29 protein-coding genes and 3 tRNA genes are annotated in these 26,321 nt (G+C 71.4%); 9 read left to right on the forward strand and 23 right to left on the reverse strand.

Features of this window, described 5'->3' with window-relative positions; genetic code table 11:
• On the forward strand, positions 1–970 hold a 970-nt coding region (locus H0524_RS06635; RefSeq protein WP_255435819.1), incomplete at its 5' end, for a right-handed parallel beta-helix repeat-containing protein.
• Between the two features lie 149 nt (positions 971–1,119).
• Here the strand turns inward: H0524_RS06635 and H0524_RS06640 are convergent.
• On the reverse strand, positions 1,120–1,890 hold the full coding sequence (locus H0524_RS06640) for a DNA-binding transcriptional regulator (RefSeq protein ID WP_180197863.1): 771 nt from the start codon (positions 1,888–1,890) through the stop codon (positions 1,120–1,122).
• Between the two features lie 136 nt (positions 1,891–2,026).
• On the opposite strand from H0524_RS06640, the gene H0524_RS06645 reads away from it, so the two are divergent.
• From H0524_RS06645 to H0524_RS06650, 3 genes are all read left to right on the forward strand, one after another.
• The gene (locus H0524_RS06645; protein ID WP_180197864.1) at positions 2,027–2,260 is read left to right on the forward strand and encodes a hypothetical protein; all 234 of its coding nucleotides are present in this window, start codon (positions 2,027–2,029) and stop codon (positions 2,258–2,260) included.
• Between the two features lie 8 nt (positions 2,261–2,268).
• On the forward strand, positions 2,269–2,490 hold the full coding sequence (locus H0524_RS24510) for a hypothetical protein (RefSeq protein ID WP_255435820.1): 222 nt from the start codon (positions 2,269–2,271) through the stop codon (positions 2,488–2,490).
• A 390-nt stretch (positions 2,491–2,880) separates the two neighbouring features.
• Positions 2,881–4,161, forward strand: coding sequence for a right-handed parallel beta-helix repeat-containing protein (locus H0524_RS06650; protein ID WP_375371995.1), 1,281 nt, complete (start codon positions 2,881–2,883; stop codon positions 4,159–4,161).
• A 64-nt stretch (positions 4,162–4,225) separates the two neighbouring features.
• On the opposite strand, the gene H0524_RS06655 is transcribed toward H0524_RS06650, so the two are convergent.
• The 9 genes from H0524_RS06655 to H0524_RS06695 form a co-directional block, all read right to left on the reverse strand.
• Entirely contained in the window at positions 4,226–4,441 is a 216-nt protein-coding gene (locus H0524_RS06655) for a type II toxin-antitoxin system HicB family antitoxin (RefSeq protein ID WP_180197866.1), read from the reverse strand.
• 258 nt (positions 4,442–4,699) lie between these two features.
• Positions 4,700–5,221, reverse strand: a complete 522-nt coding sequence (locus H0524_RS06660; protein WP_180197867.1) for a hypothetical protein — start codon at positions 5,219–5,221, stop codon at positions 4,700–4,702.
• A 393-nt stretch (positions 5,222–5,614) separates the two neighbouring features.
• Positions 5,615–5,688 (reverse strand) — tRNA-Phe (locus H0524_RS06665).
• 102 nt (positions 5,689–5,790) lie between these two features.
• Positions 5,791–5,864: transfer RNA gene (locus H0524_RS06670), tRNA-Asp, on the reverse strand.
• A 26-nt stretch (positions 5,865–5,890) separates the two neighbouring features.
• Positions 5,891–5,963, reverse strand: a tRNA-Glu gene (locus tag H0524_RS06675).
• 184 nt (positions 5,964–6,147) lie between these two features.
• Positions 6,148–7,098 (reverse strand): MerR family transcriptional regulator, encoded by a 951-nt coding sequence (locus H0524_RS06680; protein ID WP_180197868.1) that lies wholly within the window; start codon positions 7,096–7,098, stop codon positions 6,148–6,150.
• Positions 7,088–7,702, reverse strand: coding sequence for an isopentenyl-diphosphate Delta-isomerase (idi, locus tag H0524_RS06685; RefSeq protein ID WP_180197869.1), 615 nt, complete (start codon positions 7,700–7,702; stop codon positions 7,088–7,090). Before idi ends, H0524_RS06680 begins: the two co-directional genes overlap by 11 nt.
• A complete protein-coding gene (gene crtI, locus H0524_RS06690; protein WP_180197870.1) occupies positions 7,699–9,180 on the reverse strand; it encodes a phytoene desaturase family protein in 1,482 nt (493 codons plus the stop codon). The genes idi and crtI overlap by 4 nt, the downstream gene beginning before the upstream one ends.
• 29 nt (positions 9,181–9,209) lie before the next feature.
• On the reverse strand, positions 9,210–10,364 hold the full coding sequence (locus H0524_RS06695; protein ID WP_180197871.1) for a polyprenyl synthetase family protein: 1,155 nt from the start codon (positions 10,362–10,364) through the stop codon (positions 9,210–9,212).
• Positions 10,365–10,429: 65 nt separating this feature from the next.
• Between H0524_RS06695 and H0524_RS06700 the strand changes: the two genes are divergently transcribed.
• The 3 genes from H0524_RS06700 to H0524_RS06710 are packed head-to-tail and all read left to right on the forward strand — an operon-like array spanning position 10,430 to position 14,288.
• Complete coding sequence (locus H0524_RS06700) at positions 10,430–11,362, forward strand: phytoene/squalene synthase family protein (RefSeq protein ID WP_180197872.1); 933 nt, start codon at positions 10,430–10,432, stop codon at positions 11,360–11,362.
• 9 nt (positions 11,363–11,371) lie between these two features.
• Positions 11,372–12,802 (forward strand): NAD(P)/FAD-dependent oxidoreductase, encoded by a 1,431-nt coding sequence (locus H0524_RS06705; RefSeq protein WP_180197873.1) that lies wholly within the window; start codon positions 11,372–11,374, stop codon positions 12,800–12,802.
• A gap of 49 nt (positions 12,803–12,851) precedes the next feature.
• Positions 12,852–14,288, forward strand: a complete 1,437-nt coding sequence (locus H0524_RS06710) for an MmgE/PrpD family protein (RefSeq protein ID WP_180197874.1) — start codon at positions 12,852–12,854, stop codon at positions 14,286–14,288.
• 56 nt (positions 14,289–14,344) lie between these two features.
• Here H0524_RS06710 and H0524_RS06715 read toward each other — a convergent pair whose 3' ends face one another.
• Positions 14,345–15,106, reverse strand: coding sequence for a crotonase/enoyl-CoA hydratase family protein (locus tag H0524_RS06715; protein WP_180197875.1), 762 nt, complete (start codon positions 15,104–15,106; stop codon positions 14,345–14,347).
• 145 nt (positions 15,107–15,251) lie between these two features.
• Here H0524_RS06715 and bluB point away from each other — a divergent pair, with 145 nt between their 5' ends.
• The gene (gene bluB / locus H0524_RS06720) at positions 15,252–15,881 is read left to right on the forward strand and encodes a 5,6-dimethylbenzimidazole synthase (RefSeq protein ID WP_180197876.1); all 630 of its coding nucleotides are present in this window, start codon (positions 15,252–15,254) and stop codon (positions 15,879–15,881) included.
• A gap of 44 nt (positions 15,882–15,925) precedes the next feature.
• Here bluB and H0524_RS06725 read toward each other — a convergent pair whose 3' ends face one another.
• The 12 genes from H0524_RS06725 to H0524_RS06780 are packed head-to-tail and all read right to left on the reverse strand — an operon-like array spanning position 15,926 to position 25,057.
• Entirely contained in the window at positions 15,926–17,080 is a 1,155-nt protein-coding gene (locus tag H0524_RS06725) for a LysM domain-containing protein (RefSeq protein WP_180197877.1), read from the reverse strand.
• A gap of 14 nt (positions 17,081–17,094) precedes the next feature.
• Complete coding sequence (locus tag H0524_RS06730; protein WP_255435821.1) at positions 17,095–17,589, reverse strand: pilus assembly protein TadG-related protein; 495 nt, start codon at positions 17,587–17,589, stop codon at positions 17,095–17,097.
• Positions 17,586–18,119, reverse strand: a complete 534-nt coding sequence (locus tag H0524_RS06735) for a TadE/TadG family type IV pilus assembly protein (protein ID WP_180197878.1) — start codon at positions 18,117–18,119, stop codon at positions 17,586–17,588. Before H0524_RS06735 ends, H0524_RS06730 begins: the two co-directional genes overlap by 4 nt.
• Positions 18,104–18,523, reverse strand: coding sequence for a TadE/TadG family type IV pilus assembly protein (locus tag H0524_RS06740; RefSeq protein ID WP_180197879.1), 420 nt, complete (start codon positions 18,521–18,523; stop codon positions 18,104–18,106). The genes H0524_RS06735 and H0524_RS06740 overlap by 16 nt, the downstream gene beginning before the upstream one ends.
• 4 nt (positions 18,524–18,527) lie before the next feature.
• Complete coding sequence (locus H0524_RS06745) at positions 18,528–18,722, reverse strand: hypothetical protein (protein WP_180197880.1); 195 nt, start codon at positions 18,720–18,722, stop codon at positions 18,528–18,530.
• Between the two features lie 24 nt (positions 18,723–18,746).
• The gene (locus tag H0524_RS06750) at positions 18,747–19,616 is read right to left on the reverse strand and encodes a type II secretion system F family protein (RefSeq protein WP_180197881.1); all 870 of its coding nucleotides are present in this window, start codon (positions 19,614–19,616) and stop codon (positions 18,747–18,749) included.
• Positions 19,613–20,515 carry a type II secretion system F family protein gene (locus H0524_RS06755; RefSeq protein WP_180197882.1) on the reverse strand — a complete coding sequence of 301 codons (903 nt, stop codon included), beginning with the start codon at positions 20,513–20,515 and terminating at the stop codon, positions 19,613–19,615. The genes H0524_RS06750 and H0524_RS06755 overlap by 4 nt, the downstream gene beginning before the upstream one ends.
• The gene (locus H0524_RS06760) at positions 20,512–22,038 is read right to left on the reverse strand and encodes a CpaF family protein (protein WP_018728762.1); all 1,527 of its coding nucleotides are present in this window, start codon (positions 22,036–22,038) and stop codon (positions 20,512–20,514) included. Before H0524_RS06760 ends, H0524_RS06755 begins: the two co-directional genes overlap by 4 nt.
• A complete protein-coding gene (locus H0524_RS06765) occupies positions 22,028–22,855 on the reverse strand; it encodes a ParA family protein (RefSeq protein ID WP_180197883.1) in 828 nt (275 codons plus the stop codon). Before H0524_RS06765 ends, H0524_RS06760 begins: the two co-directional genes overlap by 11 nt.
• Positions 22,856–22,857: 2 nt before the next feature.
• Entirely contained in the window at positions 22,858–23,517 is a 660-nt protein-coding gene (locus tag H0524_RS06770; protein WP_180197884.1) for an SAF domain-containing protein, read from the reverse strand.
• On the reverse strand, positions 23,514–24,521 hold the full coding sequence (locus H0524_RS06775) for a hypothetical protein (RefSeq protein WP_180197885.1): 1,008 nt from the start codon (positions 24,519–24,521) through the stop codon (positions 23,514–23,516). Before H0524_RS06775 ends, H0524_RS06770 begins: the two co-directional genes overlap by 4 nt.
• On the reverse strand, positions 24,515–25,057 hold the full coding sequence (locus H0524_RS06780; protein WP_180198056.1) for a hypothetical protein: 543 nt from the start codon (positions 25,055–25,057) through the stop codon (positions 24,515–24,517). Before H0524_RS06780 ends, H0524_RS06775 begins: the two co-directional genes overlap by 7 nt.
• A gap of 369 nt (positions 25,058–25,426) precedes the next feature.
• On the opposite strand from H0524_RS06780, the gene H0524_RS06785 reads away from it, so the two are divergent.
• The gene (locus tag H0524_RS06785) at positions 25,427–26,188 is read left to right on the forward strand and encodes an A24 family peptidase (protein WP_180197886.1); all 762 of its coding nucleotides are present in this window, start codon (positions 25,427–25,429) and stop codon (positions 26,186–26,188) included.
• Positions 26,189–26,321 lie beyond the last annotated feature (133 nt).

Raw genomic sequence — 26,321 nt, forward strand, 5'->3', positions numbered from 1 at the left:
CCCCGCCATCACCACCCCCATCACCCTCAACGGCGGCAAACACACCACCATCGAACGCGCCGCCGCCGTCGAACAGTTCAGAATCCTCACCGTCGACGTCGGTGGCGACCTCACCCTCAACCACCTCACCATCACCGGCGGACAAACCGACAACGACGGCGGTGGAATCCTCGTCAACACCGGCGGGGCACTCACCACCAACCACAGCACCATCACCCGCAACATCTCCGGGGGCAGCGGTGGCGGCATCCGCAACAACGGCGTGGCCACCCTCAACCACTCCACCGTCAGCCGCAACACTGCCGTGTTCGGCGGCGGGATCTTCAACTCCGGCCTGCTCACGTTGACCAAGTCTCAGGTCGAGTCGAACAACGGAAGTGAGGCGGGCGGCATCTTCAGCCTTGGCAACATGAGCGCCACGCACAGCGTCATCGCTCACAACCAGGCCAGCGACGCCGGCGGTGGGCTGCTGCTGGGTTCGGGAACGCACGCCCTGACGCACACCCGAATCGTGAACAACACCGCACCCCAGGGTGGCGGTTTCCTGCTCAACTCCCCCGGCCAGGTCACCCTCGAGAAGGTGCTCCTCGCGGACAACACCGCGACGAGCCAGTCTGGGGGCGGGGCGGTGGTCTCCAATGGCGCATTCCTCGTCGTCAGGGACAGCACCATCAAGAACAACACCGCCGCTACCGCCGACGGGGGTGGCATCGACAACGCCGGAGAGACCGTCCTCCAGCAGACGGAGGTCATCGGTAACCAGGCGGGCAACCAGGGCGGCGGCATCTACAACGAAGCCACCGGCACCCTCGACCTCATCGCGACAAAGATCATCAAGAATGTCGCCGTCGTCGACGGCGGGGGCATCTACAACGACAACGGCACGGTGAACCTGAACACCGCCACCGGCACGATCGTGATCAAGAACCGACCCAACAACTGCGTCAACGTCCCCGGCTGCGCCGGCTAGCGAACCGAACGACATCGGCCCCACAGTGGCCCCGCTCCCGCCGAACTCCGGTAGGGGCGGGGCCCGGTCCGTTCGACGCGGCTGGCGGGCCAGGATGCCGGCCGCCGGCATCACGCCGGGGTGCCCTCAACGCCCAGGGAGACGACGCGCTATCCGGGAAGGTCCTGGGGCAGGGTGTTGTACCGGTCCAGAGTGGCCTTACTGGTCGAGTTGTCCTGGAACACCAGCTCCCATGGGCCGGTGTTGATATCCATGGCTTTACCGAAGCCGACCCACTTGCCGGTCATACGTCTGCCGGTCGGTTCGACGAGCAGCTGGATTGCCCCGTGATAGCGGGCGCCTCGGTAGTAGCCCTCCTCGGCCGTCTGCTCGATCCACGTCCCGGTGATGACGCTGCCGTCCACGGTGAGATCCAGCGCCAGCGACGACGAGGCGGAGTTCGGGAGGCTGCGTACGGTCAGCCGGTCACTGTGCTGCAACAACACCACGTAGTGCTGCCCGGCGTAAGACTCACCGCGGCCGCTCGAGTAGTACTGATAGCGACTGAGCCACACGCCCACGTAAGAACCGTGCGGGGCGCCGGGGCGGGCCGCTGGCTCCGGCGTAGCCAGATCCGACATCGACGAGGTCAGGTCGTGGCCCCCCTCGCGATCAGCCTTGACCTGAGCACCCGGCAGCGCGGCGAAGCCAAGTAGCTCGATGGGGAGGCCGGTAACCACCTCCAGCGCACGGAGGTAGACGGGCCTGGGAGCAGCGATCGCGCCGGACTCCCACCGCTGCACCAGTCGCTTGTTGGCGTCGTTCGGTTCTCCGGCCCGGTGGCCGGCGGCCTGCAGCGCGCGGGCGAAGTCGTCCTGGCTCATCCGCATCCCGGCACGGACAGCTCGAAGCGCGGTGTTGGGGGTAGTCATGGTCATCACTATAGCTATCTGTCGCCTGAATGTCGCCACCAAAGTGGGTGGTTTGCCATGTGCTGTGCCGTCGCGCCCGGCGACACAGCAGCGACATCATGACGGGAGTCAACCGCTGTAGCAGCACCGAGGGAGGGCGATCCTCATGCGAAACATCCGTAATGCCTGGCGGCGACTCATCGGCCAGTCCGTACCCGTACGGCCTGCCGCCACGCACCGCTTCGGCCGTCGGCCCGCGCACATGGATGCGACCGGACCTGCGACCCGGTACGCGGCACGAGCGGGCGCCTACCACCCACTCCGCAACCAGCCAACAGTGATCTTCGATACCCGGCCGTTGATGACCCCGCTGGCCCGACAGCGGGCCAACTCCCGGTAAGGCCACCGATGCCCGATCGCGCCCGTGACCGGCTGTCGGCAGCCCAGTTGCGCAACCGGATGCTCCTGTCCGCTCGGCGAATCATCACCGAACACTGGCCACGCGTGGACCGATGCCCGGTCTGTGGCTGCGGGTGGCCGTGCCCACCCACCGAAACCGCCTACGACTACCTCGCCTCGGTGGGGCAGGGCTGCTGGGCGCCCCCGAAACGGGTGCGGGGCTGGCGGTGACACCAACCCCCGCAGATCCGCCCTGGCGGCTGGATCGGACTGCTCACCTGTGACCCGACCAAGCACTACCAATCGTTCGGGTTGCCCTGGTCCGCTCGGATCAGGCGGAAGGTCCGGCCGTTGGCCTGACGTGAACCGCGGCCCGATGTCTTATTTAAGCGTTTTCTTCGTGTTCATGTCTTTGTGGGGCCGGTGTCGGGGTTAGCTGAAGGTGGTCGCTACCGCCTGCCCGGTAGCCAAGGAACGGCCACCGCAGGTGGTGCGTTGCTCGCCGTTCACAGAGAAAAGGAGACCAAGACTGTGATGGCCCCACCGCACCACGACCACGAACCAGACAAGCCCCGGGCACGCCGAGCCAGAAACCGGTGGTGGGCCGTCGGGTTGGCCGGCATGACCGGCTTGACCCTTGGCACCGGCGGCGCTGTCGTCACCCCAGCCGCCAGCGCGATCAACGTCGCTGCCGGCGCCGACGCCCCCTCCGTTGACGAGCGCCGCGGTACCCGCGACGACGGCAGGGGCAAGCACTACGGCAAGGGCACCGGGATAAAGGGGAAGCAGCCCAAGGGCACCCCCGTGCCCTGCGACGCCGAAGCCCTCATCGCCGCGATCACCCTCGCCAACGCCCGCGGCGGCGCCACCCTCGACCTCGCCAAGGACTGCACCTACCTGCTCACCACCAACCTCGACGGCGCCGGCCTGCCCACCATCACCACCCCCATCACCCTCAACGGCGGCAAACACACCACCATCGAACGCGCCGCCGCCGCCGACCAGTTCCGCATCCTCACCATCAATGTCGGCGGCGACCTCACCCTGAACAATCTGAAAGTCACCGGCGGACAGACCATCGGCGACGGCGGCGCAATCCTCGTCAACCCCGGTGGCAGACTCACCACCAACGACAGCGCTATCACCCGAAACATCGCCGACGGCAACGGCGGGGGCATCGCCAACAACGGCACTACCCACATAAACCACTCGTCCGTTGATGACAATCGCGCTGCTGTTTTCGGTGGCGGGATAGTAAGTGTGGGCGTACTCAAGATCCGCAAGACTCACGTACGCGCCAATACCGCTTTCATCGGAGCTGGGGTCTTCGGCGCGGTGGAAGTCCAGATCGACAGCAGTACCATCAACGCCAATCACGCCTCATTCGGCAGCGGCGGCCTGGTAATATTTATCGGAATCGGCACCGTGGCGGATACCCGCATCACGAACAACACCGCGATGGAGGTCGGCGGCATCCTCGCGAACCTCGACACACAGCTCACCCTCAAATCGGTCACCGTCGCCGAAAATGTCGCCACCACAACCCTCGTTGGCGGCCTGGGAACGAACCCGGGCTCCTCCGTGGTGGTCGAGAACAGCAACATCGAAAACAACACGGCCGCCACGGACGCTGGGGGCATCTACAACACCGGCTCCCTGGTGTTGCGGCGAACAAAGGTCACCGGAAACCAGGCGGGTGACGAGGGCGGCGGCATATACAACACGTTCGGGGGCGCCGTCAGTCTCTTCGACACGAAGGTGGTCAAGAATATCGCCGCCACCGACGGCGGGGGGGTCTTCAACGTGATAAATGGAACGGTCGAGTTGAACACCGCCACCGGCACCATCGTGGTCAAGAACCGGCCGAACAACTGCTTTGGCGTACCTGGTTGCGCCGGTTAGCAATCCGTACGGTTCGCGAGGGAGGCTGCCGGATGGCGGCCTCCCCGTACGCGGGCAGCGTGCATCACGCGGCGATCAAATCAACGCCGACCGCTTTCGGCGCCGGAACCGGCTCGCCCGCCTCGCGCAGGCCCTCCAGGTGAAAAGCGATAGCCTCACGCATCTCGGCCAGAGCCCTCCTACGGGTCTCCCCAAGCGCTACACAGCCAGGGAGGTCGGGCGACCAAACACCATAGCCACCATCCTCGGCGCGCTCAATGATCACGACGTATGCGTGCACTTGCTGCCTCCCATCAAGCCCGCTTGCTTCAGACCCCAGAACCGCAGATTAGTGCCGGCGGGCAGCAATCTCCACCAGTTGGCCGGTGGCTCCGTTGAGTACACCCCGGCTCACACTGCCTTCCTGGGCATCGGCAGGACTGGGTGGTCGAACAACTTCTAAGGCACGCCAGGCTCGCACCAAAGGAACGTGTAAACGCGCGCTTGCTCGTATCGCAGATCGGGCGTAGGTCACTGCTGAAAGCCGTCACCGATAGGACTACCGGCTGTCTTCCCACCGTGCGGCTGCCCACGCTCTTTCGAACTCATCACGATCGATTTCCTGGTTCGGCAACTGCGGATCGAAAAGATCTACCAACGGCGGATTCAAGGGCCAATCCTCGGCATCGGTCTTAATCCCGGTGCCGTCCTCGGCGACCTCCACCTGCCGGACACGGCGACCGTCCGGCCCGACCTCCATCAGGTACGTCGCCGGCTCGTCGTCGTCCCACAACTGACGCAAGAACAGCACCTGCTTGTCGGCGAGCGCGCCAAAACCGGGCAGCGCGCGCTGCTTGTCGCGCATGGCGCGTAGTTCGTCCAAACCAGCAGGAAGAGTCGCCGCACCGATGTCCACCTCGTCGAGATCCCAGCCCTCGGCGCGCGCGACAGCGGCGGGGTCGTCGACGACCTCAACCTCGGCGAAGGCTTCCTGCACCTCGCGGACCGACCTGGCGCGAATCCACCACCACAGGCCGCCCATGCCGTAGTCGTGAAGAACGAGGTATCGCTGCGTCGACATCACATCATCATGCCTAGCAAGCGTTCATTGCTGCCGACTGGGGCGACTGGTCCTTTCTAGCCCAGGCAAGGGCGTGGCTACCCTGCCTGATCTTGTGACTCGTCATTAGGAACCAATGTGAACCCATCATCTGGAGTACGACACTTGGTCAAGGGCCACGTCAGCGCCGGGCCGCGTGTGCGGCCTGCCGGCCGGTCAGGGTCCGGCGTGGCGGCGGCCACGCGGTGCCGGGTTCGTGACACGCGGCCGACTACAACCTCAGCCGCGCGTCAGGGCGTGTCACCACGGCGTCAACCACGGTCATCCTCAGAGCTCCCAGGCAACGCCGGATGCAAAAGATCCCCACCTACGTTTCCGCTGGTGGGGATCTGTATAGCCCGGCGAAAGGCTATGTGGCCAGGGGCGGGGTCGAACCGCCGACCTTCCGATTTTCAGTCGGACGCTCGTACCAACTGAGCTACCTGGCCGCGCTTCGGGTCATGATACCCGCCCGCCGAGGTCACCGACCGGCCGGGTCACCTGCCCGATATGTCGAAGGCCGCGCGTGCTGGCGCGGCCTTCGACGTTTGCGGTCCTGACGGGACTTGAACCCGCGACCTCCGCCTTGACAGGGCGGCGAGCACTCCAACTGCTCCACAGGACCTAGCTCATCCGACCGAGGTCGGACCGTGCCCCCAACGGGATTCGAACCCGTGCTACCGCCTTGAAAGGGCGGCGTCCTGGGCCGCTAGACGATGAGGGCGGCCCCGCCATCATTGCACACTCACAACTTCTGACGGTCTTGCTCCCATCCGGCCCCGCCGGAGGCTTAGAAAGCATACGTGATGGCCGGCCGCTCAACCAAACCGGTCCCGGTGCTCCCCGCCGGAACGGAAACCCGCAGGTGAGACCCAGGCTCCGGGCCGGCTCGGCACCGCAGCCGCCCCCTACCCCGCGGCCTGCTGGTCCAGCGAGTCGCGTACGGCTGCCGTGAGCGAGAGCGCCTCGGCGAGGTCCACCGGGCGCACCACCCCGGTGGGGAGGCCGTCCGCCTGCCAGCCCGGTCCGGCCGCGAAGACCAGCAACGGCCGATGGGGGCCCGTGAGCAGGGCGGTGAGCTGGGTGGGATCGGCGGTGCTCCGCGTCTGCGACCACAGCACGACCGCAGCCGGCCCGGTACGGTTGACCGCCTCCAGCAGCGCCCGCACCGGCACTCGGGCCCCGAGCAGCCGGTGGGCGATCCCAGTTTCGGCCAGCGCCGCGCCGAGCGCCTCCAGCGGGAGACTGTGCTGCTCCTCGTCGGCGCAGGAGAGCAGGATGCGAGGCGGCCCGTGGGGCGCGTGCGCGCGGACCACGGCGGCGAACGCCTCCGACACGCAGCGGGACACCAGGTGCTCGACCTCGATCAGCGCCGCGGTGGCGGCGTGCCGTTCACCGATCCCGGCGAGCACTGGTCGCAGCAGCATGTCCCAGGTAGTGACCACGCCGTCGGTGCGAATGGCGCGGTCGATCACCTCGTTGATGGCGTTGGAGTCCAGTCGCATGGCGGCCCGGGCCAGCCCCCGGGCGGCCGGGCCGGACCGGCCCACCGGGATTGTCGCGCCACCGCCGTCGCGCGCCCCCCGCCTCTCGGTCCGGGGACCGGGACCGGGACCGGGAAACGCGGTGTCGGGGGCCTGAACGGCCCAACGGGCGGCCTCGGCCGGGGCGACCCCGTTGGCGGTGAGCCACCGCATGGTTTCCAGGCGGGCGAGGTCGGCCGGGGTGTAGCGGCGGTGGTGCCCGGGGACGTGCTCGCTGGGCCCGAGCCCGTAGCGCTGATGCCAGGTGCGCAGGGTCGTCACCGCAACGCCCAGCTGGCGGGCGACGGTGCCAGCGCTCAGTGCCTCATCCGCCACCTGGCCGCTCCGGAGCGTCCTCGGCCGCCAGCGTGGGCTGACGCAGGTCTGGCTGACGCAGGGTGGGCTCGCCCGGGTGAAGCAGCCGGTTGAGCACCCCACCCAACCACGGGGCGTACGCGGGCGGGTCGGCGTCGAGCTCCGCTGCCAGCACGGCCGGGTGCACCCAGCGCAGCTCGGCGACCTCCTCCGGATCGGGGCGCAGCGGGGCGTGGGCCGGCAGGTCGCCCCGGAGGACGTGGTCGTACTCGAACTCGACCCTGCCGGTGGTCGGGTCCTCGGCGCGGTAGACGTAGCTGCCGACCTCGGTCAGCTCGACCGGGGCGGCGCCCAGCTCCTCGCCGAGCCGGCGGTTGGCGGCGATCGTCAACGGCTCGCCGGGTAGCGGGTGGCCGCAGCAGGCGTTGGCCCAGCGCAGCGGGAAGCGGGTCTTCACCGCGGCCCGGCGTTGGAGCAGGACCCGGCCGTCGGGGTCGACGAGTAGCACCGAGAAGGCCCGGTGCAGCCGCCCCGGCGGCTGGTGCGCGGCGCGCACCGTGGTCTGCCCGGTCACCACACCGGCCTCGTCCACCAGCTCGACCAGGTGGGCTTCCCGGCCGGTCACGAAGCGGCCCCCGTCACCCGCGCGGCGGCGAGCTTGCCGGAGATCAGCACCATCGGCACCCCGACTCCGGGCTGGGTGCCCGAGCCGACGAAGACCACGTTCGCGAGTCCGCGGTGCAGGGTGGGCGGGCGGAACGGCCCGGTCTGGAAGAGGCTGTGCGCGGCGGCGAACGGCGTACCGGCGGCCATGCCCTGCTCCGCCCACTCGGCGGGGGTGACCGTCCGCAGTACCTCGATGCCGTCGCCGAAGCCCACGTAGCCCCGCTCCTCCAGTGTTCGCACCAGCCGGTCGGCGTAGCGGTCGGCCAGGCCGCCCCGCCAGTCGAAGGAGGGGGCCCGGTCGAGGTTCGGCACCGGCGCCAGCACGTAGTAGGCGTGCCGATCGGCGGGGGCCACCGACGGGTCGGTCCGACTCGGGTTGGTGACCAGCAGCGACGGGTCGCTCATCAGCTCGCCCCGACGGATGACCTCGTCAAAGGTGCCACGCCACGCCCGCCCGAAGTGGATGTTGTGATGGGCGATCTTCGCATAGCCCTGCGTCGACCCGACGTGCAGGACCACGCAGGAGGGGGAGTAGGTCAACCGGCGGTGCCGGGTCTGGAGCAGTTCCCGGTGCGCCACCGGCAGGTCCGGGTTGAGCACCACCACGTCGGCGGGGACGAACTCCCCGCTGGCGGTACGGACACCGGTCGCCCGGTCGGCGGCGGTCTCCACCTGGGTCACGGTGGTGTCGTACCGGAGCTGCACCCCGTGTTTCTCGGCAGCGCCAGCCATCGCCCGCGAGACGGCGTGGATGCCGCCGCGCGGAAAGTGCACCCCGGCGACGGAGTCGAGGTACGCGATAACCGCGTAGATGGCGAGCGCGTCGTGCGGCGCGAGCCCGGCGTACATCGCCTGGAAGGAGAAGACGCGCTGGGTACGCGGGTCCCGGAAGAACTGATTGATCTTCGTTCGGAGCCGCCGGAAGGCACCGCCGGCGAGCAGCTTCAGCAGGTTCCCGGTGAGCAGGTCGGTGGGGGCGTCCAGGTTGCGTTCGATGAAGTCGGCCCGTTCGAGACGCCACAGCTCGCGGGCGTAGTCGACGAAGCGGAGGTAGCCGTCGGCCTCCCGCGGGCCGCAGACCTTCGCGATCTCGGCGGCCATCCGGGTCGTGTCGGTGATCACGTCCAGGGTGGAGCCGTCCGGATAGTACGCCCGGTAGGCGGGGTCGAGTGGGGTCAGTTCGAGCCAGTCGTCGAGCTCCTCACCGACGGCATGCAGCGCCTCGGCGATCAGATCCGGCATGGTCAGCACCGTGGGTCCGGTGTCGAAGTCGTACCCGTTGACGCTGAGTCGACCGGCCCGACCACCCGGCACCGGCTCACGTTCCAGCACCGTCACCTGGCGACCGCTGCCCGCCAGGTGCAGCGCGCAGGCCAGCCCGCCGAGCCCGGCACCGACGATCACCACCCGGTCCGTACGCCCGCGTACCGTGCGCACCTGACCACCTCCTCGGGAAGACGCGCCCATCATGCTCGCCGGTGGGTGGCGACGGTCGCGAGACCGGCGAGCGCGGTCCGCGCGGTGTCATCGATCGCTGGAGCGGCGAGGGCGTCGAGCGCCTCGGCGACCCGATCAGAGATCATCTGCTCGACCTGGGCGACGGCACCGGTCGCCGCGACCACCTCCGCCAGTCGGGTGACCTCCCGGTCGTCCGCGCCCGCGCCGACCTGGTCGAGGGCGCGACGCTGCGCGGAGTCGGCCCGGCTGCGGGCCAGCATGAGCAGCACGGTCGGCTTGCCGGTGCGCAGATCGTCACCGGCGGGTTTACCGGTGGTGGCCGGGTCGCCGTAGACGCCGAGCAGGTCGTCGCAGAGTTGGAACGCCTCGCCGACGGCCTGGCCGTAGCGGGTGTACGCCGCGAGCAGCGGGGAGTCGGCGCCGACGCCGGCCAGCCGGGCGCCGACGAGCAGCGGCCACCGCACCGTGTAGCTGGCGGTCTTGTAGCGGGCGACCTGCAGGGCCCGCTCCACCGACCAGTTCGTCGGGTCGCTCTCGCCGAGGACGTCGAGGTATTGCCCGGCGACGGTCTCCACCCGCATCTGGTCGTAGCAGCGCCGGACCTCCAGCAGCCGGGCCGGCGGCAGGACGGCCTGCGCGAGGAGCCGGTCGGCCCAGACCAGGCAGAGGTCGCCGACGAGGATGGCGACGTTCTCGCCGAACTTGCCGGAGTCGCCGCGCCGCCCGGCCGCGGCGTGCTGGGCGGCGACCGCGACGTGTGCGGTGGGCCGGCCACGTCGGGTGGCGGAGGAGTCCATCACGTCGTCGTGGGTGAGCGCGAAGGCGTGCAGCAACTCCAGCGCGGCGAGCGCCGGCAGCACGGGGGGCAGGGGCTCGGCGCCGCCGACGACACCCCGCCATCCCCAGTAGGCGAAGGTCGGGCGGAGCCGCTTTCCGCCGGCCAACACGCTGTCGCGGGCGATGGTGGCGAACTGGCCGGCGCTCGGGTCGATCGCGGCCAGTGCGTCGATCTCGGTGTCGAGGAAGTCGACGAGCGTGTCGTCAACCGCGGCGACGACCTCCCCGGTGTAGGCGGCCAAGCGGGCGCGGACCGAGTCGGTTTCGCCACCGCGGCGGGCCGAGATGACCCGGGGGGCTTTACCCACAACTGCGTCGTTGGCCATGCGCGGGAGCATACCCTAGGGTGACGAGTTGCGTCGATTCATGCGTCGAATTGAGGGAGGGGCCGGTGGACACGGATCTCACCGCCGCCTACGACCGATGCCGTGAGCTACACCGCCACCACGGCCGCACCTACTATCTCGCCACCCGGCTACTTCCCGCCTGGAAACGGCGACATGTACATGCTTTGTACGGTTTCACCCGCTATGCGGATGAGATTGTTGACCGAACCGAGGAGTTGCCCGCAGCGCAGCGGGCCGCCCAGCTGGACGACTGGGCCGCGCGGTTCCTCGCCGGCCTGCACGGTGAGCCGGTCACCGACCCACTGCTCCCCGCCGTGCTACACACCATCGCCGTCTTCGACCTGAACCGAGACGACTTCGCGTCGTTTCTGCGCAGCATGGCGATGGACCTGACCGTCAACTCCTACCCCACCTACGCCGACCTGCTCCACTACATGGAGGGCTCCGCCGCCGTCATCGGCACGATGATGCTGCCGATCCTCGGCAGCGCCGACCCGGTCGCCGCCCGCGAACCCGCCCGCCAGCTCGGCTTCGCCTTCCAACTGACAAACTTCATCCGGGACGTTGCCGAAGACCTCGACCGTGGCCGGACGTACCTGCCGGACGCGGACCTGGCCCGCTTCAGCGTCACCCGCGACGACCTCCTGACCGCCCGCGCCGCCGGCCGGACCAGCGAACCGATTCGGGAACTGATCCGCCACGAGGTGGCCCGGGCCCAGGCGCACTACGCTGCCGCCGCACCCGGGGTCACCCTGCTCGACCCCGCCTCGCAGGCCTGCATCCGCACCGCGTACACGCTCTACGGGGGCATCCTCGACGAGGTCGCCGAGCAGGACTTCGATGTCTTCGCCCGGCGGGCCCGGGTGCCGCAGCACCACCGGCTCGCGGAGACCGCCCGGGCCCTGCTCACCCGAACCGGCACTCCCGTCCGGGTGCCCGGCCCACCATTGATGACACTCACCCGGTCCCGTCCCTAGGCTGACAGGATGGAGCCAGAGCTGGTGGACGTGGTCGTCGTCGGGCTCGGAGTCGGCGGCGAGGAGGTGGCCGGCCGGCTCGCCGAAGCCGGGCTCAGCGTCGTCGGCATCGAGCGGGACCTGGTCGGTGGCGAGTGCCCATACTGGGGATGCGTGCCCAGCAAGATGATGATCCGGGCGGCGAACACCCTCGCCGAGGCACACCGGGTGCACGAATTCGCCGGGTCGACGCGGGTGTCGCCCGACTGGGCACCCGTGGCGGACCGGATCCGCGCGGAGGCCACCGACAACTGGGACGACCGGGTCGCGGTGGAACGGTTCGGCAACCAGGGTGGGCGCTTCATCCGGGGCAGCGGACGGCTCGACGGGCCGGGTCGGGTCCGCGTCAACGACCAAGTCTTCCAGGCCCGGCACGGAATCGTACTGAGCACCGGTACCCGCCCCGCCGCGCCGCCCATCGACGGGCTGGCCGAAACTCCGTACTGGACGAACCACCAGGCGATCGAGGTAGCTCAGCTACCGGATTCGCTACTGGTACTCGGTGGCGGCGCGATCGGGCTGGAGCTGACGCAGGTCTTCGCGCGATTCGGCGTCCAGGTCACCGTGGTCGAGGCGTTGGACCGGGTGCTGGCGACCGAGGAGCCGGAGTCGTCCGAGGTGGTCGCCGCCGCACTCCGCGCCGACGGCGTCAATATCCACACCGACGTGCTGGCGGACCGGGTCGACCACGACGGGCAGAAATTCACCCTGCGGGCGGACGATGCCCGGTACACCGCCGATCGGCTGCTGGTGGTGACCGGCCGCCAGGCGCACCTGGACGAACTGGGCCTGGACACCGTCGGCATCCGCGCCGACCAGCGCTTCCTACCGGTTGACGACCGGCTGCGCGTCGCCGAGGGGATCTGGGCGGTCGGCGACGTGACCGGTGCCGGCGCCTTCACCCACGTCGCGACCTACCAGGCGGGCATCGTCGTCGCCGACCTGCTCGACCGCGTCCGTCGAGCTGACGCCGTCGAAGGCCCCGAGCGCGATCGATCCGGCACGGGAGCGGGGACGGACCCGAACGGCACGGCCGTCCCCCGGGCCGACTACCGGGCGCTGCCCCGGGTCACCTTCACCGACCCGGAGGTCGGGGCGGTCGGGCTCACCGAGTCGCAGGCCCGCCAGCGGGGGATCAACGTCCAGGTCGGCTCCGTATCGCTGGGCTCCTCGGCCCGCGGTTGGATCCACCGCGCCGACGGCCTGATCAAACTCGTCGCCGACGCCGACCGGGGAGTGCTGGTCGGTGGAACGTCAGTCGGGCCAGCCGGCGGCGAGGTGCTCTCCGGGCTGGCGGTCGCCGTGCATGCGGCGGTACCGCTGGCCGAACTCCGCAGCATGATCTACGCGTACCCGACCTTCTACCGGGCCATCTCCGACGCCCTGCGGGACCTGGGCTGATCCGGCAGGTCGGGTGACGGCGACGAACGTGGGAGGAGCGGAGGCGAACATGGCCGGCGCGACACCGACCGACCCGGACCGGCCAACGGACCCAGAAGGACCGACCGACCCGGACGGGCCGACGGGTCGGCTCGTCACCTGGCTGGCGGAGACCTCGATCGACGCCATCCCCGCCGACGTCACCACCCGGGCCCGGCACCTGATCCTGGACGGCATCGGCTGCCTCCTGGTCGGCGCCCGGCTGCCCTGGTCCCAGATCGCCGTGCGGAGCCTGACCGTAGAGCCCGGCTCCAGCCTGGTCGCCGGCTGGGACCGCACCACCGACGCGTCCACGGCGGTGCTGCTGAACAGCAGCTTCATCCAGGGCTTCGAGCTCGACGACGTGTCGTACCGGATTCCCTGGCACGCCAACGCGGTGTTGCTGCCGGTGCTGCTGGCCGTGGCTGGCCGGCGGGCGACGGTCACCGGGGCCGACCTCCTCCGGGCCGAGGTGTTGGGCTTCGAGACCGGCGTCCGGGTCGGCCGCGCGCTGGGCGGGCCAGCGCTGATAGCCCGGGGCTGGCACTCCGGCGCGGTCTTCGGCGGGCTGGGGGCCGCAGCGGCCGGCGGGGCGCTGTACGACCTGACCCCCGCCCGGTTCGAAGACGCGCTGGGCATCGCCGCGACCCAGTCAGGTGGGTTGATGGCCGCGCAGTACGAGTCGATGGTCAAGCGCATGCAGCACGGCTTCGCGGCCCGCAACGGCCTGGTCGCGGCGACCCTGGCCGCCGGCGACTACATCGGGATCAAGCGGGTCTTCGAACGCGGCTACGGCGGATACCTGACGGCCTTCACGGCACGGCACGACACCGATCCGGCGACGATCGGCGACGCGCTGGGCGAACACTGGTATCTGCCGGAACAGACGATCAAACCGTACGCGGCGATGGCGTACACCCACCCGTCGATCGAGGCCGCGTTGGCGTTGCGGGCGACGAACGGATTCGACCCCGCCGCCATCGGACAGATCGAGATCGAGGTCGCCGAGTCCGTCTTCGACCACGCGGTATTCCCGCTCCACCGGCCGATCGAGAGCGTCGCCGCGCAGATGTCCGTCTGCTACACGACGGCGGTGGCGCTCCTCGACGGCACGGTCTCGGTGGAGCAGTTCCGACCGGAGCGGCTGGACCGGGACGACGTGTGGCGGCTGATCGACCAGATGACCGTGAACCGCGGGTCCGGGCCGGCGTCGACCGGGCGGGTGCGCCTGACCACCGATGCTGGTCGGACCCACGAGCAGCGCACCGAGACGCCGCTCGGCTCGGTGCAACGTCCACTCAGTAACGCCGACATCGTGGACAAGTATCGGGACCTGACCGGGCGAATCCTGGACCGGCACCGACAGCAGGCGATCGAGGACCTGGTGCTGCACCTGGACGAGCGCCGGGACGCCCCGGCAGCGCTGCTCGCGCTACTCGCCCCGGCAGTCGGCGCCGCGCTGAACTGACCCGTCAGGCCCGGCGCCGTGCCGTCCGGCACCCGCCCCGTCAGGCCCCGGCCCCGTCAGGCCCCGGCGCCGTGCCGGCCGGCACCCGCGGCGAACCGGGCCGCCCCGGCCGCCGCGTCGGCGGCCAACGACTCCATCCCGTAGGTCAGCTCGGTCGCCAGCGCCGCCGGCTCCGGCAGCGCCGCCGTAGCCAGTAGCGCGGCCCGGTCGTTGCGCAGACAGGTCTGCGGGTGCCCGGCGAGCTCCGCGGCCAGCTGCTCGGCTGCGGTCCGAGCCGTACCGGGGGCGACCAGCCGGTTCACCAGACCCATCGCGTACGCCTCGGGCGCCGGCACCGGACGGCCGGTGAGGATCAGGTCCATCGCCCGGCTCTCGCCGATCAGTCGGGACAGCCGAAATGTCCCACCGTCGATCAGCGGTACCCCCCAACGCCGGCAGAAGACGCCGAGCACCGCGTCCTCCTCGGCAACCCGGAGGTCGCACCAGAGCGCCAGCTCCAGCCCGCCCGCCACCGCGTACCCGGAGATCGCCGCGATCACCGGCTTGGACAGCGTCATCCGGGTCGGACCCATCGGGCCGTCCCCGTCCGGTGCGACCCGGTTGCCGGTGCGGGTGCCGATCGCCTTCAGGTCGGCACCGGAACAGAACGTGCCGCCCGCACCGCAGAGCACCGCCACCGCCGCGTCCGGATCGGCCTCGAAGGCGCGGAACGCGTCGGCCAGCGCCCGCGCGGTCGGACCGTCCACGGCGTTCCGCGCCGACGGTCGATCCAGGATCACTGTGGTCACCGTCGCGGACCGTTCGACGCGTACGCCCATCGGGACAGCATGACCCCGGCGGTGTCCGGCCCGCCAGCGCCAGCCCACCAGCGGGGTGCCGGGCGCCCGATCTCGGCGTGCAGGCTGGCATCGTCCCTGGAGATCGGATTAGATTGCTCGGCGACGTGATCATGTGAGGTGCCCGATGGACCTGTACGACGTCATCCACCGCCGCCGGGACGTGCGGGCGCAGTTCACCGGGGCGCCGGTGCCCGCCGAGACCCTGGACCGGGTGCTCGCCGCCGCCCACGCGGCCCCGAGCGTCGGATACTCGCAGCCGTGGGACTTCATCGTGGTCCGCGACCCGGAGCTGCGCCGCGCCTTTCACGAGCACGTCAGCGCCGAGCGGAAGGTCTTCGCCGCGACCCTGACCGGGGAGGCGGCGGAGAGGTTCGCCCGGATCAAGATCGACGGGGTGTTGGAGTCCAGCCTGTCGATCGTGGTCACCTACGACCCGGCCCGGGGCGGACCGGCGGTGCTCGGCCGGCATGCCATCGCCGACACCGGGCTCTACTCGGCCTGCCTGGCCATCCAGAACCTCTGGCTCGCCGCGACCGCCGAGCAGCTCGGCGTCGGCTGGGTGTCGTTCTACCGGGAGCAGTGGCTCGCCGGGTTGCTCCGGATCCCGGCCGGGATCCGTCCGGTGGCCTGGCTCTGCCTCGGCCCGGTCACCCACTTCGAGGCGGTACCCGACCTGGCCCGGCACGGCTGGCGGAGCAAGCGCCCGTTGGCCGAGGCCGTGCACACCGACGGCTGGGGCGAGGCGCCGGCGTAGGGGACTGGGGCAGTCGTAGGGGCGGGGACAGTCGTAGGCCGGGGTCAGTCTCGCCGGTGCCGGCCAGCCGGCAGTTCCCACCGCCGTTGACCCGGCAGCGGGCGCCGGTCGGTCCCGGTACGTGCGGTCGCCGGGCGTCGGCGCAGGCCGAGCGCCGCGCCGATCTGCGCGCCGACGATACTCGACACGGCGAGGACCGCCGAGACGGCGAGCGGCCGGTTCACCCGGTTCGGATCGCCGGGACCGGCCGCGCCCACGGCCACGACCGGCACCTCCGCCGCCGGGTCCGAAGCGACCTGGTCCGAAGCGACCTGGTCCGAAGCTGCCGTATCCGTCGAGGACGCGTCCGAAACCGCCATCCCCGAAACCGCCGAGTCCGCACCAGCCAAGTCCGCACCAGCCGACTCCGCAGGTGACGGCGGCGTTGACTGCTCAGCCGACGCCGGTGCCGGCGCGGGTGACCGGGGTGGGGTCGGTCGGGCGACCAGCCGTCCGGTGGCGTGGGGGCCGGGGCCACGGTCGTGTGCCTCGGCGGGCAGCCGCAGGAGCTGACCCGGGTGGATCCGGTCCGGATCGGCCAGCCGGTTCAGCGTGGCCAGGCTCCGGTAGTCCTCGAAGCCGTCCAGGTACCGGGCGGCGATCGATCCGAGGTGGTCGCCCCTGGCCACCCGATAGACCGGTGCCCGCTCCGGCACGTCTGCTGGCGCTGTGGTTGAGGCAGTGGATGCGGCAGTCGGTGCGACGGTTGAGGCAGTGAATAATGGCGGGCCCGCCACCGCCGCCGTGGATGCTGGCGGGCCCGCCGCCACCGCCGCCGCGCTGGCCGCCACCGGACTCGCCGCCAAGATCAATGCTACTGAGCCGACCAGCGCGGCGGCGGCCCGCTGTTGCCGGCCCATCCCCGGCAACCGGGGGGCGGGGCGACGGACGGCGAGGGCGCCCAACTCGACCAGCACCGAGAGGGCGAAGGTGGCCCAGCCCACCCAGCCGGCCACCGCCAGCACCCGGATGAAGAGCTGGCCGTCGTCGCGACTGGTCAACACCGTGCCGATCTCACCGAGGGTCGGCACCTGCGACGGCAGGGGATTACCGGCGAACGCGAGCAGCGCCACCGGGGCGCCGACCAGCAGCACACCGAGCAGGGCGAGGGCACCGAACCCGGTGAGCACCCGGCCAAGGAGACGAGCCGATGTGGACATGGCGGCCTTCCTTCCTACAGTCCACCGGTCAGCGCCCGAGCGGTCGCCTCCCCGGTGACGTTGACGGTGTCGTCGAAGCCGACGAGGCCGAGCAGCGACCTCTCATAGGTGACGGTGACCTGGACCCGAACCACGGTCTCCCCGTCAACCATGGGGAAGCTGACGGTGTGTGCGCTGGCACCGGCGGCGGCGAGATACCCGGCCACCGACCGCCGTGCCTGCGGCTCGTCGATCCGCTTCGGCCCTCCCTCGATCGCGGTGGCCAGGTCGATCGACTGCCCCCCGGCGCGGGCGGCTTCGCTGGCGAGGTTGTCGGCTCGCTGCAGCGCGCGTAGCTGCCCGGCCCCGTCGAAGGCGAGCGCCACCACGGTGAGAATGCCCAGGGCGGCGATGGCCAGGAAGATGCTGACCCGGCCCGAGTCGTCCCGGCCCGAGGCGCTGCGGCCCAGGCCGGTGCGACCCAACCCGGTGCGGCCCGAGGCGGTGCGGCGGGTCGGCACGGCGGTCATCCTCTGCTCCGGTAACGGTCCAGTGGTGAGGTGAAGCTGGCGGACACCCGGCGGCTGTCCGGCACCCCGGGAATGGTGTCCAGCCGCAGGTCGGACAGGTCGACGGTGCAGGAGAGGCGAACGGTCACCGACGCCTGCTGGCCGATCGGGCTCCGGAACGCGGCGGCGAAGCTGGTCGCCTGCCCGTTGACGGTGCCACTGAGGTCGACCGTCGGCGTACTCGTGCAGTTCAGACCGCGCCAGTCGAGCTGCCGGACGGCCGCCTCCCGGGCCCGCTCGGCGGCGGCGTCCGCGTCGCGGGAGATGGAGGCGGCGCGGGCGGCGTCGTGCGCCGCCGCCTCGACGGCCTCGGCCGCGACCGCGGTACGCCCGGCGACTCCGGCGAGGACCATCAGCCCGATGAAGGCCGGCGCGAGGATCGCCGCCTCGACGGAGACCGACCCGCGGTCGCGCTGCGGGCCGCCGCGTCGGCCACGGTCGCGTTGCGGGTCGCGGCGTCGGCCACGGTCGCGGGTCATGGCTCCGTCCACCGTTCCACCGTCCCGTGTGCGCTCTCGCTGATCGGGAAGTCGACGCCGGGTACGACGGAGAGCGAACGGCCGCGGACGGTGCAGGTCACGTCGGTCGCGTCGGTCTGGCAACTCGGCCCCGGGGAGTCCCAGTCGACCAGCCAGCCGCCGGCCGCGGCGAGGAAGCGTCGCGCCCGGTCCGCGCCCGCGTCCGGCGGGGCGTTGAGCACCCGCTGCGCGTTGACCCCGCTCTGGGCCGCGTGCATCGCCGTGGATCGGGCGATGAAGACGGCGGCCACCTGAATCGCGCCGAAGAGCAGCACGAAGATCACCGGCATCACCACCGCCAGCTCCACCGGGTTGGCGCCCCGGTCCGTACCGCCGAGCCGTCGGCGCAGGGCGAGGCAGGCCCGTCGCACGTGCATCGGATCAGGGTGCGGTCGGAATGGCGTTCATCCAGTCCTCCGCCCGGGTGGCGACGAGCGCCGTGACGGTGATCGCGGCGGCCACCAGACCGAAGATGATCACGGCGGTGGGGACGGGGCTGTCCCCCCGCTCGCGGTCGGAGCGCAGCTCGGCCAGGCGCGCGGCCAGCGCGACCTGTAGGTGAACGAGGAAGGACATGGCGGGCTCCTTGTCGGACGGTCGTCAGAGACGGGCGAGGAACGGGTAGGTGGCGAAACCAAGCAGTACGAAGACGAGCAGGGCACCCGGGATGTCCAGTCGGCCGGTCACCCCCTCCGCCCGCGCCAGGTTGTCGGTGCGGATCTGGTCGCGCAGTGAGTCGGCCCGGCTGCGCAGGGTCTCGTGCACCTGCGCGCCCTCGCTGCCCGAGGAACGCATGATCGCGCCCACGTCACCGAGCTCGGGAATGCCGATCCGGTCGGCGAGGTCCCGCAGTTCGTCCCAGGGCGAGTGCATCTGGAGCTGGGCGAGGCGCAGCGACTCCCGGATCCGGTCGAAGACCCAACCGTCGCAGACCTCCGCCGCCCGCTCCAGCGACTGCACCGGCCCGTGCGCGGCGGAGAGCTGCAACGCCACCAGATCCAGGTAGGTGCAGACGGCGGCCCGGAACTCGCCGCGGGCCGCCTCCGCCTTGGTCAACACCGCGCGGTGCGCGAGCCACGCGCAGATCAACGCCAGGCCGAGACTGCCCAGCACCGGTACGGCCACCGGCAGCGCGACGCCGGTGGCGGCGAAGGTGACGCCGAGCAGAGTCGGCGAGGCGAGTCCGATCAACGCGGAGAGCAGCAGCGACAGGGCGTACTGCTCGGGGGTACGGCCGAGCAGGGCGAGCTGTTGGTGCGGGGGACGCAGCCACCGGGTGAGCCCGGTCAGCCACTCCAGCCGCTGGCCGGCGACCCCGGCCGGGTGGGCCGTTCCCGGCGGCTGGTGCAGCCGCCGCAACGCGGGGCCGAGCGCCGGGGTCGCCGGAAGGAGCTCCTGGACCACCAGGAAAACCCCGAGCCCGACCAGCGCCCCGGCGGTCACCGCGATGGTCAACAGCCAGTCCGTCACGTCAGCACCTCCTGCGGCTCGGGCGCCGGCAGGAAACGGGCCGGCCGCTGCGGCTGACTCATCGCGCGGACCCAGGCCAGCAGCACGATGAAGGACACCCCGAGTACCGCCATCACGAGCTGCCCGGTCGGGGTGCCGTACGGGCGGATGTAGTCGGTGTTCAGCAGCCCGTACGCGAGCACCGCCAGGGTCATGCCGGTGAGGAAGCGGACCGCGAACCGGGGCTGGGTACGTTTGGCCTCGATCTCCCGCCGGGTGGCGACCTCGGCGCTGGCGGCTGCGGCGATCGCGCCGAGTACGTCGCCGAGGCGCTCCCCCCGATCGGTCAGGTGCAGAATCAGCGCCGCCACCACCTGGTCGCAGACCGGGTCGGCGATCTCGTCGGCGAAGGCCAGCAGGGCGGGCCGGGCCAGCCAGCCGGCCTGGAGGCGGGCGGCGAGCAGCCGTACCTCTTCCTGGATCTCCTCCGGCGCGGTGGCGACGGTGCCGGTGATCGCGGCCTGCAGGCCCTGCCCGGTGGCCGAGATGTCCTTGAGTCGTCGGGTCCACTCACCGACCGCCTCGATTCGGGCGATGGCCTGTTGCTCGGCCCGGCCCACCGAGAAGAGCCAGGGCGTGCCGGGGACTGCGACGGCGACCAGCAGGCCGACCACCGGGAGCCCGGTCAGCAGGAAGCCCAGCGCGCCGGCGAACACCGCGCTGACCAAAAGCAGCCGGTGGAGGCGGCGTTCCCGCGCGGTGGTGCCGAGGCCAAACCGGCTGAGCCCGCGCCGGGCTCCGGGGCCCGGCCCGGGTGGGCGGCGGGTGCCGACGATCGCGACGACGGCCAGCAGCAGCCCGGCCACGCAGGCGGAGCCGGAGAGCACCGCGACGAGTTCGATGTCGACGGCGGCGTTCATCGTTGGGCCAGCCGCGTCTGCCGGGGGCGTCGCCAGGCGCCGCTACCCGCCTCGATCCACCGGCTCAGCAGTCGGGTGTCGTAGCCGACCCGCAGGAGCTGCGTGCGGATCCGCTCCGGTAGGTGCCGGGGCACCGCCCGCCCGTCCGGGCCGGGCCCGAAGACCGTGGTGGTGGTGATCCGGTCGCTGTCGCCGACGCCGATCACCTCCTCGATGTGGGAGACGAAGCGGTGCTTGCGGCCGCCGATCGCGGTCTCGTCCTCAATGGTGACGTAGACGATCAGGTCGAGGGCGTTGCCGGCCATCCGGCGGGCCTGGTCCACGGTCATCTCCCGGCCGTGCGCCAGGGCCAGCTCGATGATCCGGTCGCCGACGCCGGCCGGGGTGCGGGCGTGGATCGTGCACATCGAGCCGCGGCTGGTGGTCATCGCCTGGAGCATCGGCACGATCTCCCGGGAGCGGACCTCGCCGACGATGATCCGCAGGACGCCCATCCGCAGCGACACCGGGATGAGGTCGGCGATGCTGACCTCACCGGCGGGGCGGCCGTCCGGCCCGCGTTCGCCGTGCCCCTCGCGGGCCTCGAAGCTCATCACCGCGCGGTGTCGGTCGCCGCGGCGGGCCGGTAGCAGCTCCCGGCTCTCCTCCAGCAGCACGTACGGCTCATCGGCCGGGATCTCGTTCATCAGGGCCCGGATGACGGTCGTCTTACCCGCCCCGGCCAGGCCGGCGACCATGATGTTCAGGCCGGCGCGCAGGGCGGCGCGGAGGAAGTCGCGCAGCAGCGGGTCGAGCATCTCGTCCAGGTCGTTCCGGCCGCCGGCGAGGTCGTCCAGCCCCACATCGAGCGTGTGGTGCTTGCGGATCACCGCGTAGGGACGGTGGCTGACCAGGAACACCGCGGCGAGCCGGCTGCCGTCGGGCAGTTGCAGGTCGAGGGTGGGCTTGGAGGTGGAGAGCGAGCGTTCGGTGGCGCCCGCCCGCCGGGCCGCCGCCTGCAGGATCTCCACCAACTCCTCGTCGCTGTCGGCGATCGGATCGATCCAGTCGACCCCGCCGCCGCGCCGGGTGACGCGCACCTGGTCGCAGCCGAGGATGTGCACCTCTTCGATGCTCTCGTCCACCAGCAGGGTCTGGAGCCGGCCGAGCCCGGCCAGCTCGGCGGTCACCTGGTCGAGCAGGATCCGTTCCTCGTCGGCGGTGAGCGGGGTGCCGGCCCGGCGGACCGCGTCGGCGTACGCGGAGACGACCGCGACCGCCAGCCGGGCGCGCTCGGTGTCCTCGGCGTCGGGGTCGAACTCCCGGCCACGCTGCCAGTGGGTGAGCCGTTCGCTGAGCTCTCGGCGCAGTTCCCGGACGACCTGGAAGTCGACCCGGGGGCGGGGCGGCGGCTCCGGCCGGGCAGCGGCGGGCCCTGGCTGCCCGCCGTTCGGCGGGGCCAGCGGTGGCGCGGTCGAGGTGGCGGCCGGGGCGGCGGTCGGGGGGTGCCGCCGGGGGTCGGCGGAGACGGGTTCAAATCGCATTCGACGCCTCCTGCGTTACCGCGCCGGCGCCCTCGTGGCCCGCCGCCGGCCAGGCCAGGCGGGCCCGCCGCCGGTCCAGCAGCGTCCCGACCGGCACCTCCAGCTCGCTGGCGGCGCGCAGCAGCGGCCGACCGATCCGCACGGTCCCACCGAGGGTCAACACCTCGGCGGTACGCGGGTCGTGCGGCAGCCGCGCGACAACCGGCACCTGCAACGCCTTGCTGATCTCGCCACTCCCGTGCCCGTCGCCGACCAGCAGCAGCCGCAGCGTGCCCGGGGCGACCCGGTGCTCGGTGAGGTCCCGCTGGATGGTCCGGACCAGCGCGCGGGTGGCCGAGACCTCGGGCAGCCGCGCCCGGGTGACCACCAGCACCACCGAGGCGGCGCGCAGGAGCGGCCAGGGCGGGCCGGGTACGTGCAGGCGGCCACAGTCGACGAGGACGTCGTACGGCGGGTCGCCGTGGTCGAGTTCGGTGAAGAAGTCGGCGAACCGCTGCCAGAGCGGGGTGACGCTGCCGGCCTGGGCGGGGTCGACCACGCCGGGCAGCAGCAGCCGTTCCCGTTTCGGAGCGTCCAGGTCGACCAGCTGCGACCAGAACGTCGCCTCCAGGTTGCCGTCCCGCAGCTCCCCGACGGCCAGCTCCCCGATGCCCCGGGGCCCGTCGAGCGTGCCACCGAGGTAGCCGGCGAGCAGGGATCCGCCGGCCGGGTCGCACTCGGCGAGCACCAGCCGCCGGTGCCAGGTCAGGGCGCAGGCCAGCGCCGAGGTGGTGACCCCGGGCGAGCCCTTCGCGGCGACCAGCGCGATGATCGCCATGCTCAGGCCGCCTCGGTGAGCACGATGGCGATCCGGTCCTGGGCGACCAGCGCCGCCACCGCCGGCACGTCCCGTACGGCGAGCGCCAGGTAGACCACCATCTCGTCGTCGTTTCCGACGATCTCGGCGTCGATCACGGTGGCCTCGAACCGGGTCGCCGTGGTGACTGACCGGTCGTCGTTGCCGGCCGGGGTGCTGACCAGGGACACCTTGTCACCGGGGTGCAGTTGGCGGGCCGGCGCCTGGGCCAGGTCCAGGCCCACCGAGAGCTGCTGCTGGCCGGCGGCGAGCAGCGGCTTGTCGGTGAGCTGCTCCATGGTGAGCAGCGTGCCGGGGACGAGCGACACCTTCGCCCGCTTCCCGACCACCTCGCCCTGCTGCCCGGCCGGCACCGGGGAGAGCCCCGCCCCACCGGCGACCTGCACGGTCACCAGGTCGTCGGCGCTGACCACCCGGCCGACCTCGACCGGTCGGGCCACCGCCAGGTAGCTGCCGGTGGCGCGGACCGCGTTGACGGCGAAGGCCGAACCGAGCCCGCCGAGGGCGATCAGGAGGACGGCGAGGCCGAGCAGGCCGGGGCGCATCCGGCGCTGCCGGAGCACCTTGGGCGGGGTGATCGGGGCGTCGGCTGTCGCCGCCGCGTTGCTGGTCGCGAGGCTCACTGGGTTACCACCTGAAGCTCATCGATCTCGATCGTCACGGTGCCGCTGGTCCGGGTGACCTCGAAGCTGCCGCTCTCGCCGCCGCCGCTCCAGCTCACCGTCCAGTGCGTGGTCGCCTGAATCTGGTACGTGCCGGGCTCCGGGTAGCCGCTGTGGTAGCCGCAGTCCGGGGAGCGCTTTCCGGCCAGTGGGCTGTCCGACTCGTACGCCGTTCCGGCGCCGGAGCAGGTCACCTTGGTGCCGTTGCCCATGTCCCAGCGCACCCGGGTGACTTCCGCCGCGATCTGCACGGTCAACCCCCGGTCGCTGGCGGAGGCCTGCTGCGGGCCGAAGTAGTGGCGGGGCTGGCCGGATCCGGCCGTGCTGGCCCACATCCACACCGGCAGGCCGACCAGCCCGGAGCCGATGCGTCGGCGGGGGGCGACGGCCACCCGCGGCGGGAGCAGGTCGATCGAGGCGAGCGCCGCCCGGGCCAGTTCCGCCGGGTCGGGCGGGGTGCCGAAGCCGGGCGGCGGGGCGTCGAGTAGCTCCGTGCGCTGCGAGCCGAGGTCGCCCCCGTTGCAGGTCAGCACGTACCAGTCGAAGCCCTCCGGGGTGCCCTCGGGCCGGGGCTCGATCAGCTTGTAGTAGCAGCCGTCACCGTTGTGGAACCAGCCGAGCACCTCGTCGTAGCAGGGGATGACCTGGCCGTCCCACTGGCAGGTCGCACCGCCGCCGCCCCCGCCGTCACCGGGACCGCCGTCTCCCGGGCCACCGCCGTCACCGGGCTCGTCGTCCCAGACCTCGCAGGTGGTCTGCGAGGGCGGGCAGATCACATCCGGCGGATCGGCGGCCGACGCGGCGGCAACGGCCGGCACGGCGGCGGCTGGCCTAGCGACAACGGGCGGCACGGCGGCGACTGGTGCGGCGGCAGCGGCCAGGCCGATGGTGATCAGCGCTGCCAGCCCGCTGGTGATCAGCGCCGGCAGCGGGGTGCGGCGCGATCGGGCGGCCCGGGTCAGCACGGCTGGTCCTCGTGGGCGGCGCCGGTGTTGACCAGCCAGCGACCATCCGGGTATCGGGCCACGGTCACGGTGGCCAGGTGCCGGGTGCTCTCGCTACCGGGGACGTCCCGCTCGTCTTCCGCGTAGACCAGCCGCCACCCGGTCGCGTCGAGGCAGTCCTGGATCTCGACGATGGGCGGGACACTCACGACGTCCACGGCGGTCACGACGGGGTCCGAACGGAGGGTACCGATGCGGATGGCGCCGTGCTCTTTGGCGGTGCGGATGGTGAACCGGACCCGGGTCAACAACGGGTCGGCCAGGTAGGCGGTGAGTTCCGGGTGGTGTGGGTCGCTGTCGCCACTCGCTTCCTGGGTCACCGCGAGATATCCGGAATAGGCGGCGAGCGCGGCTCTCCGAGCATTTCGCTCGTCCACTTCCCCCGACGCCGGGGCAGGTTGATCCACCACGCCCACCGCCTCTACCGGCGCTTCCCGGTCGGTGCCGCAGCCGGCCACGACAGCCAACACCGCGCCCACCACCAGGTACGCCGACACGCCCCTGCGCTGCTTTCCTCGCACTGTCCCGACCCTCCTCGTCGACCTCCACCGGGCGGTCGCTACCCGGTGAATCCGGACATGCGAAAGCGCGGCCGGATGCTGCCAGCCGGGCCCCATACAAGACTTCCGCATTTACCGTTACCGACTTGTAAGAAAGATGACTCCCACCCCGCCCACAGTTTCTTGATCGAATAATTGCAGGGTCGCATTGCACTCAATGGGCGAGCATAGGCTGACGACAGCCGATGCAACAGGGGCAATTCAGGTGAACACGCTCAGTAATGAGAGGAGGTGGGGCGTGGAGCCCTCAGGTCGGGCCAGTCGAGACCAAAGCGCCACCCAACAATTACTTTCCGTATTCAGTCGATGGAGTTCGACATGACGGTGACCGGTTCCCGCCGTACCGCGCCCCGCGCACTGCTGGCCGCGCTCACGATCACCCCGGTGCTCCGGCTCGCCGCCGTACGGCACTCCGTACCGGTGGGGGTGCCGGCCCGGCTCGGCTGCGACGCCTGCGGCGCCCCGATCAGCCTGACCCGACCGGGGCCGGCGATCGGGCCGCGCGCCCGGTGCGGTGGGTGCGGCGCGCGGGTCGGCCCCCCACCCGGCACGGTGGAGGTCGCCGCGCTCGCCGCCGGCCTGACGCTGCTGCTGGCCGGCGGACCCATGATCGAGCTGGTCGCGGTGGCCTGGTGGCTCGGCTGGGCGGTGCCGCTCGCCTTCGTCGACGCCGCGGTGCACCGGCTGCCGGACCGACTCACCGGCCCCGCCACGCTCGGCACCTGGCTGCTGCTCGGACTGGCCGCGACCCTCGACACCGGCTACGCCCCCTGGCTGCGCGCCACCGCCGCCGGGCTCGGCCTGGGCCTGCTCTTCGCCACCAGCACCCTCCTGCTCGGCCGGCGGGGCTTCGGGCTCGGCGACGCGAAGCTGGCGGTCGGGGTGGGTCTGCTCCTGGGCTGGCACGGCTGGTCGTTCCTGGTGCTCGGGCTGCTGCTCGCCTTCACCCTCGCCGCCGGGACCGCCCTGGCGCTGCTCGCCACCGGGCGGGCCCGCTGGTCCAGCCACCTGCCCTTCGGCCCGTTCCTCCTGCTCGCCACCCCGGCGACGCTCCTGCTCACCGGGTGACAGGAGAGTGCCGCCGGGCCGCCAACGCGGTCAGCGAGGGGCCCAGGAGGACGAAGCGCCCGTCCCCTGGAAATCTGCCAGGTGGGGACGGGCGCAGGTCGGGTCGACACCCGGATCGGGATGGCGTCGCTGG

It is taken from the genome of Salinispora sp. H7-4, assembly GCF_013416675.1.
Classification (GTDB): Bacteria; Actinomycetota; Actinomycetes; order Mycobacteriales; family Micromonosporaceae; genus Micromonospora; species Micromonospora vitiensis.

Bases quoted from the DNA above. Each gene is read 5' to 3' on its own strand.
- H0524_RS06645 (WP_180197864.1), top strand. From the start codon at position 2,027: ATGCGAAACATCCGTAATGCCTGGCGGCGACTCATCGGCCAGTCCGTA.
- H0524_RS24510 (WP_255435820.1), top strand. From the start codon at position 2,269: ATGCCCGATCGCGCCCGTGACCGGCTGTCGGCAGCCCAGTTGCGCAAC.
- H0524_RS06650 (WP_375371995.1), top strand. From the start codon at position 2,881: ATGACCGGCTTGACCCTTGGCACCGGCGGCGCTGTCGTCACCCCAGCC.
- H0524_RS06660 (WP_180197867.1), bottom strand. From the start codon at position 5,221: ATGTCGACGCAGCGATACCTCGTTCTTCACGACTACGGCATGGGCGGC.
- H0524_RS06695 (WP_180197871.1), bottom strand. From the start codon at position 10,364: ATGGCCAACGACGCAGTTGTGGGTAAAGCCCCCCGGGTCATCTCGGCC.
- H0524_RS06705 (WP_180197873.1), top strand. From the start codon at position 11,372: ATGGAGCCAGAGCTGGTGGACGTGGTCGTCGTCGGGCTCGGAGTCGGC.
- H0524_RS06710 (WP_180197874.1), top strand. From the start codon at position 12,852: ATGGCCGGCGCGACACCGACCGACCCGGACCGGCCAACGGACCCAGAA.
- H0524_RS06715 (WP_180197875.1), bottom strand. From the start codon at position 15,106: ATGGGCGTACGCGTCGAACGGTCCGCGACGGTGACCACAGTGATCCTG.
- bluB (WP_180197876.1), top strand. From the start codon at position 15,252: ATGGACCTGTACGACGTCATCCACCGCCGCCGGGACGTGCGGGCGCAG.
- H0524_RS06725 (WP_180197877.1), bottom strand. From the start codon at position 17,080: ATGTCCACATCGGCTCGTCTCCTTGGCCGGGTGCTCACCGGGTTCGGT.
- H0524_RS06730 (WP_255435821.1), bottom strand. From the start codon at position 17,589: ATGACCGCCGTGCCGACCCGCCGCACCGCCTCGGGCCGCACCGGGTTG.
- H0524_RS06740 (WP_180197879.1), bottom strand. From the start codon at position 18,523: ATGCACGTGCGACGGGCCTGCCTCGCCCTGCGCCGACGGCTCGGCGGT.
- H0524_RS06745 (WP_180197880.1), bottom strand. From the start codon at position 18,722: ATGTCCTTCCTCGTTCACCTACAGGTCGCGCTGGCCGCGCGCCTGGCC.
- H0524_RS06755 (WP_180197882.1), bottom strand. From the start codon at position 20,515: ATGAACGCCGCCGTCGACATCGAACTCGTCGCGGTGCTCTCCGGCTCC.
- H0524_RS06760 (WP_018728762.1), bottom strand. From the start codon at position 22,038: ATGCGATTTGAACCCGTCTCCGCCGACCCCCGGCGGCACCCCCCGACC.
- H0524_RS06765 (WP_180197883.1), bottom strand. From the start codon at position 22,855: ATGGCGATCATCGCGCTGGTCGCCGCGAAGGGCTCGCCCGGGGTCACC.
- H0524_RS06785 (WP_180197886.1), top strand. From the start codon at position 25,427: ATGGAGTTCGACATGACGGTGACCGGTTCCCGCCGTACCGCGCCCCGC.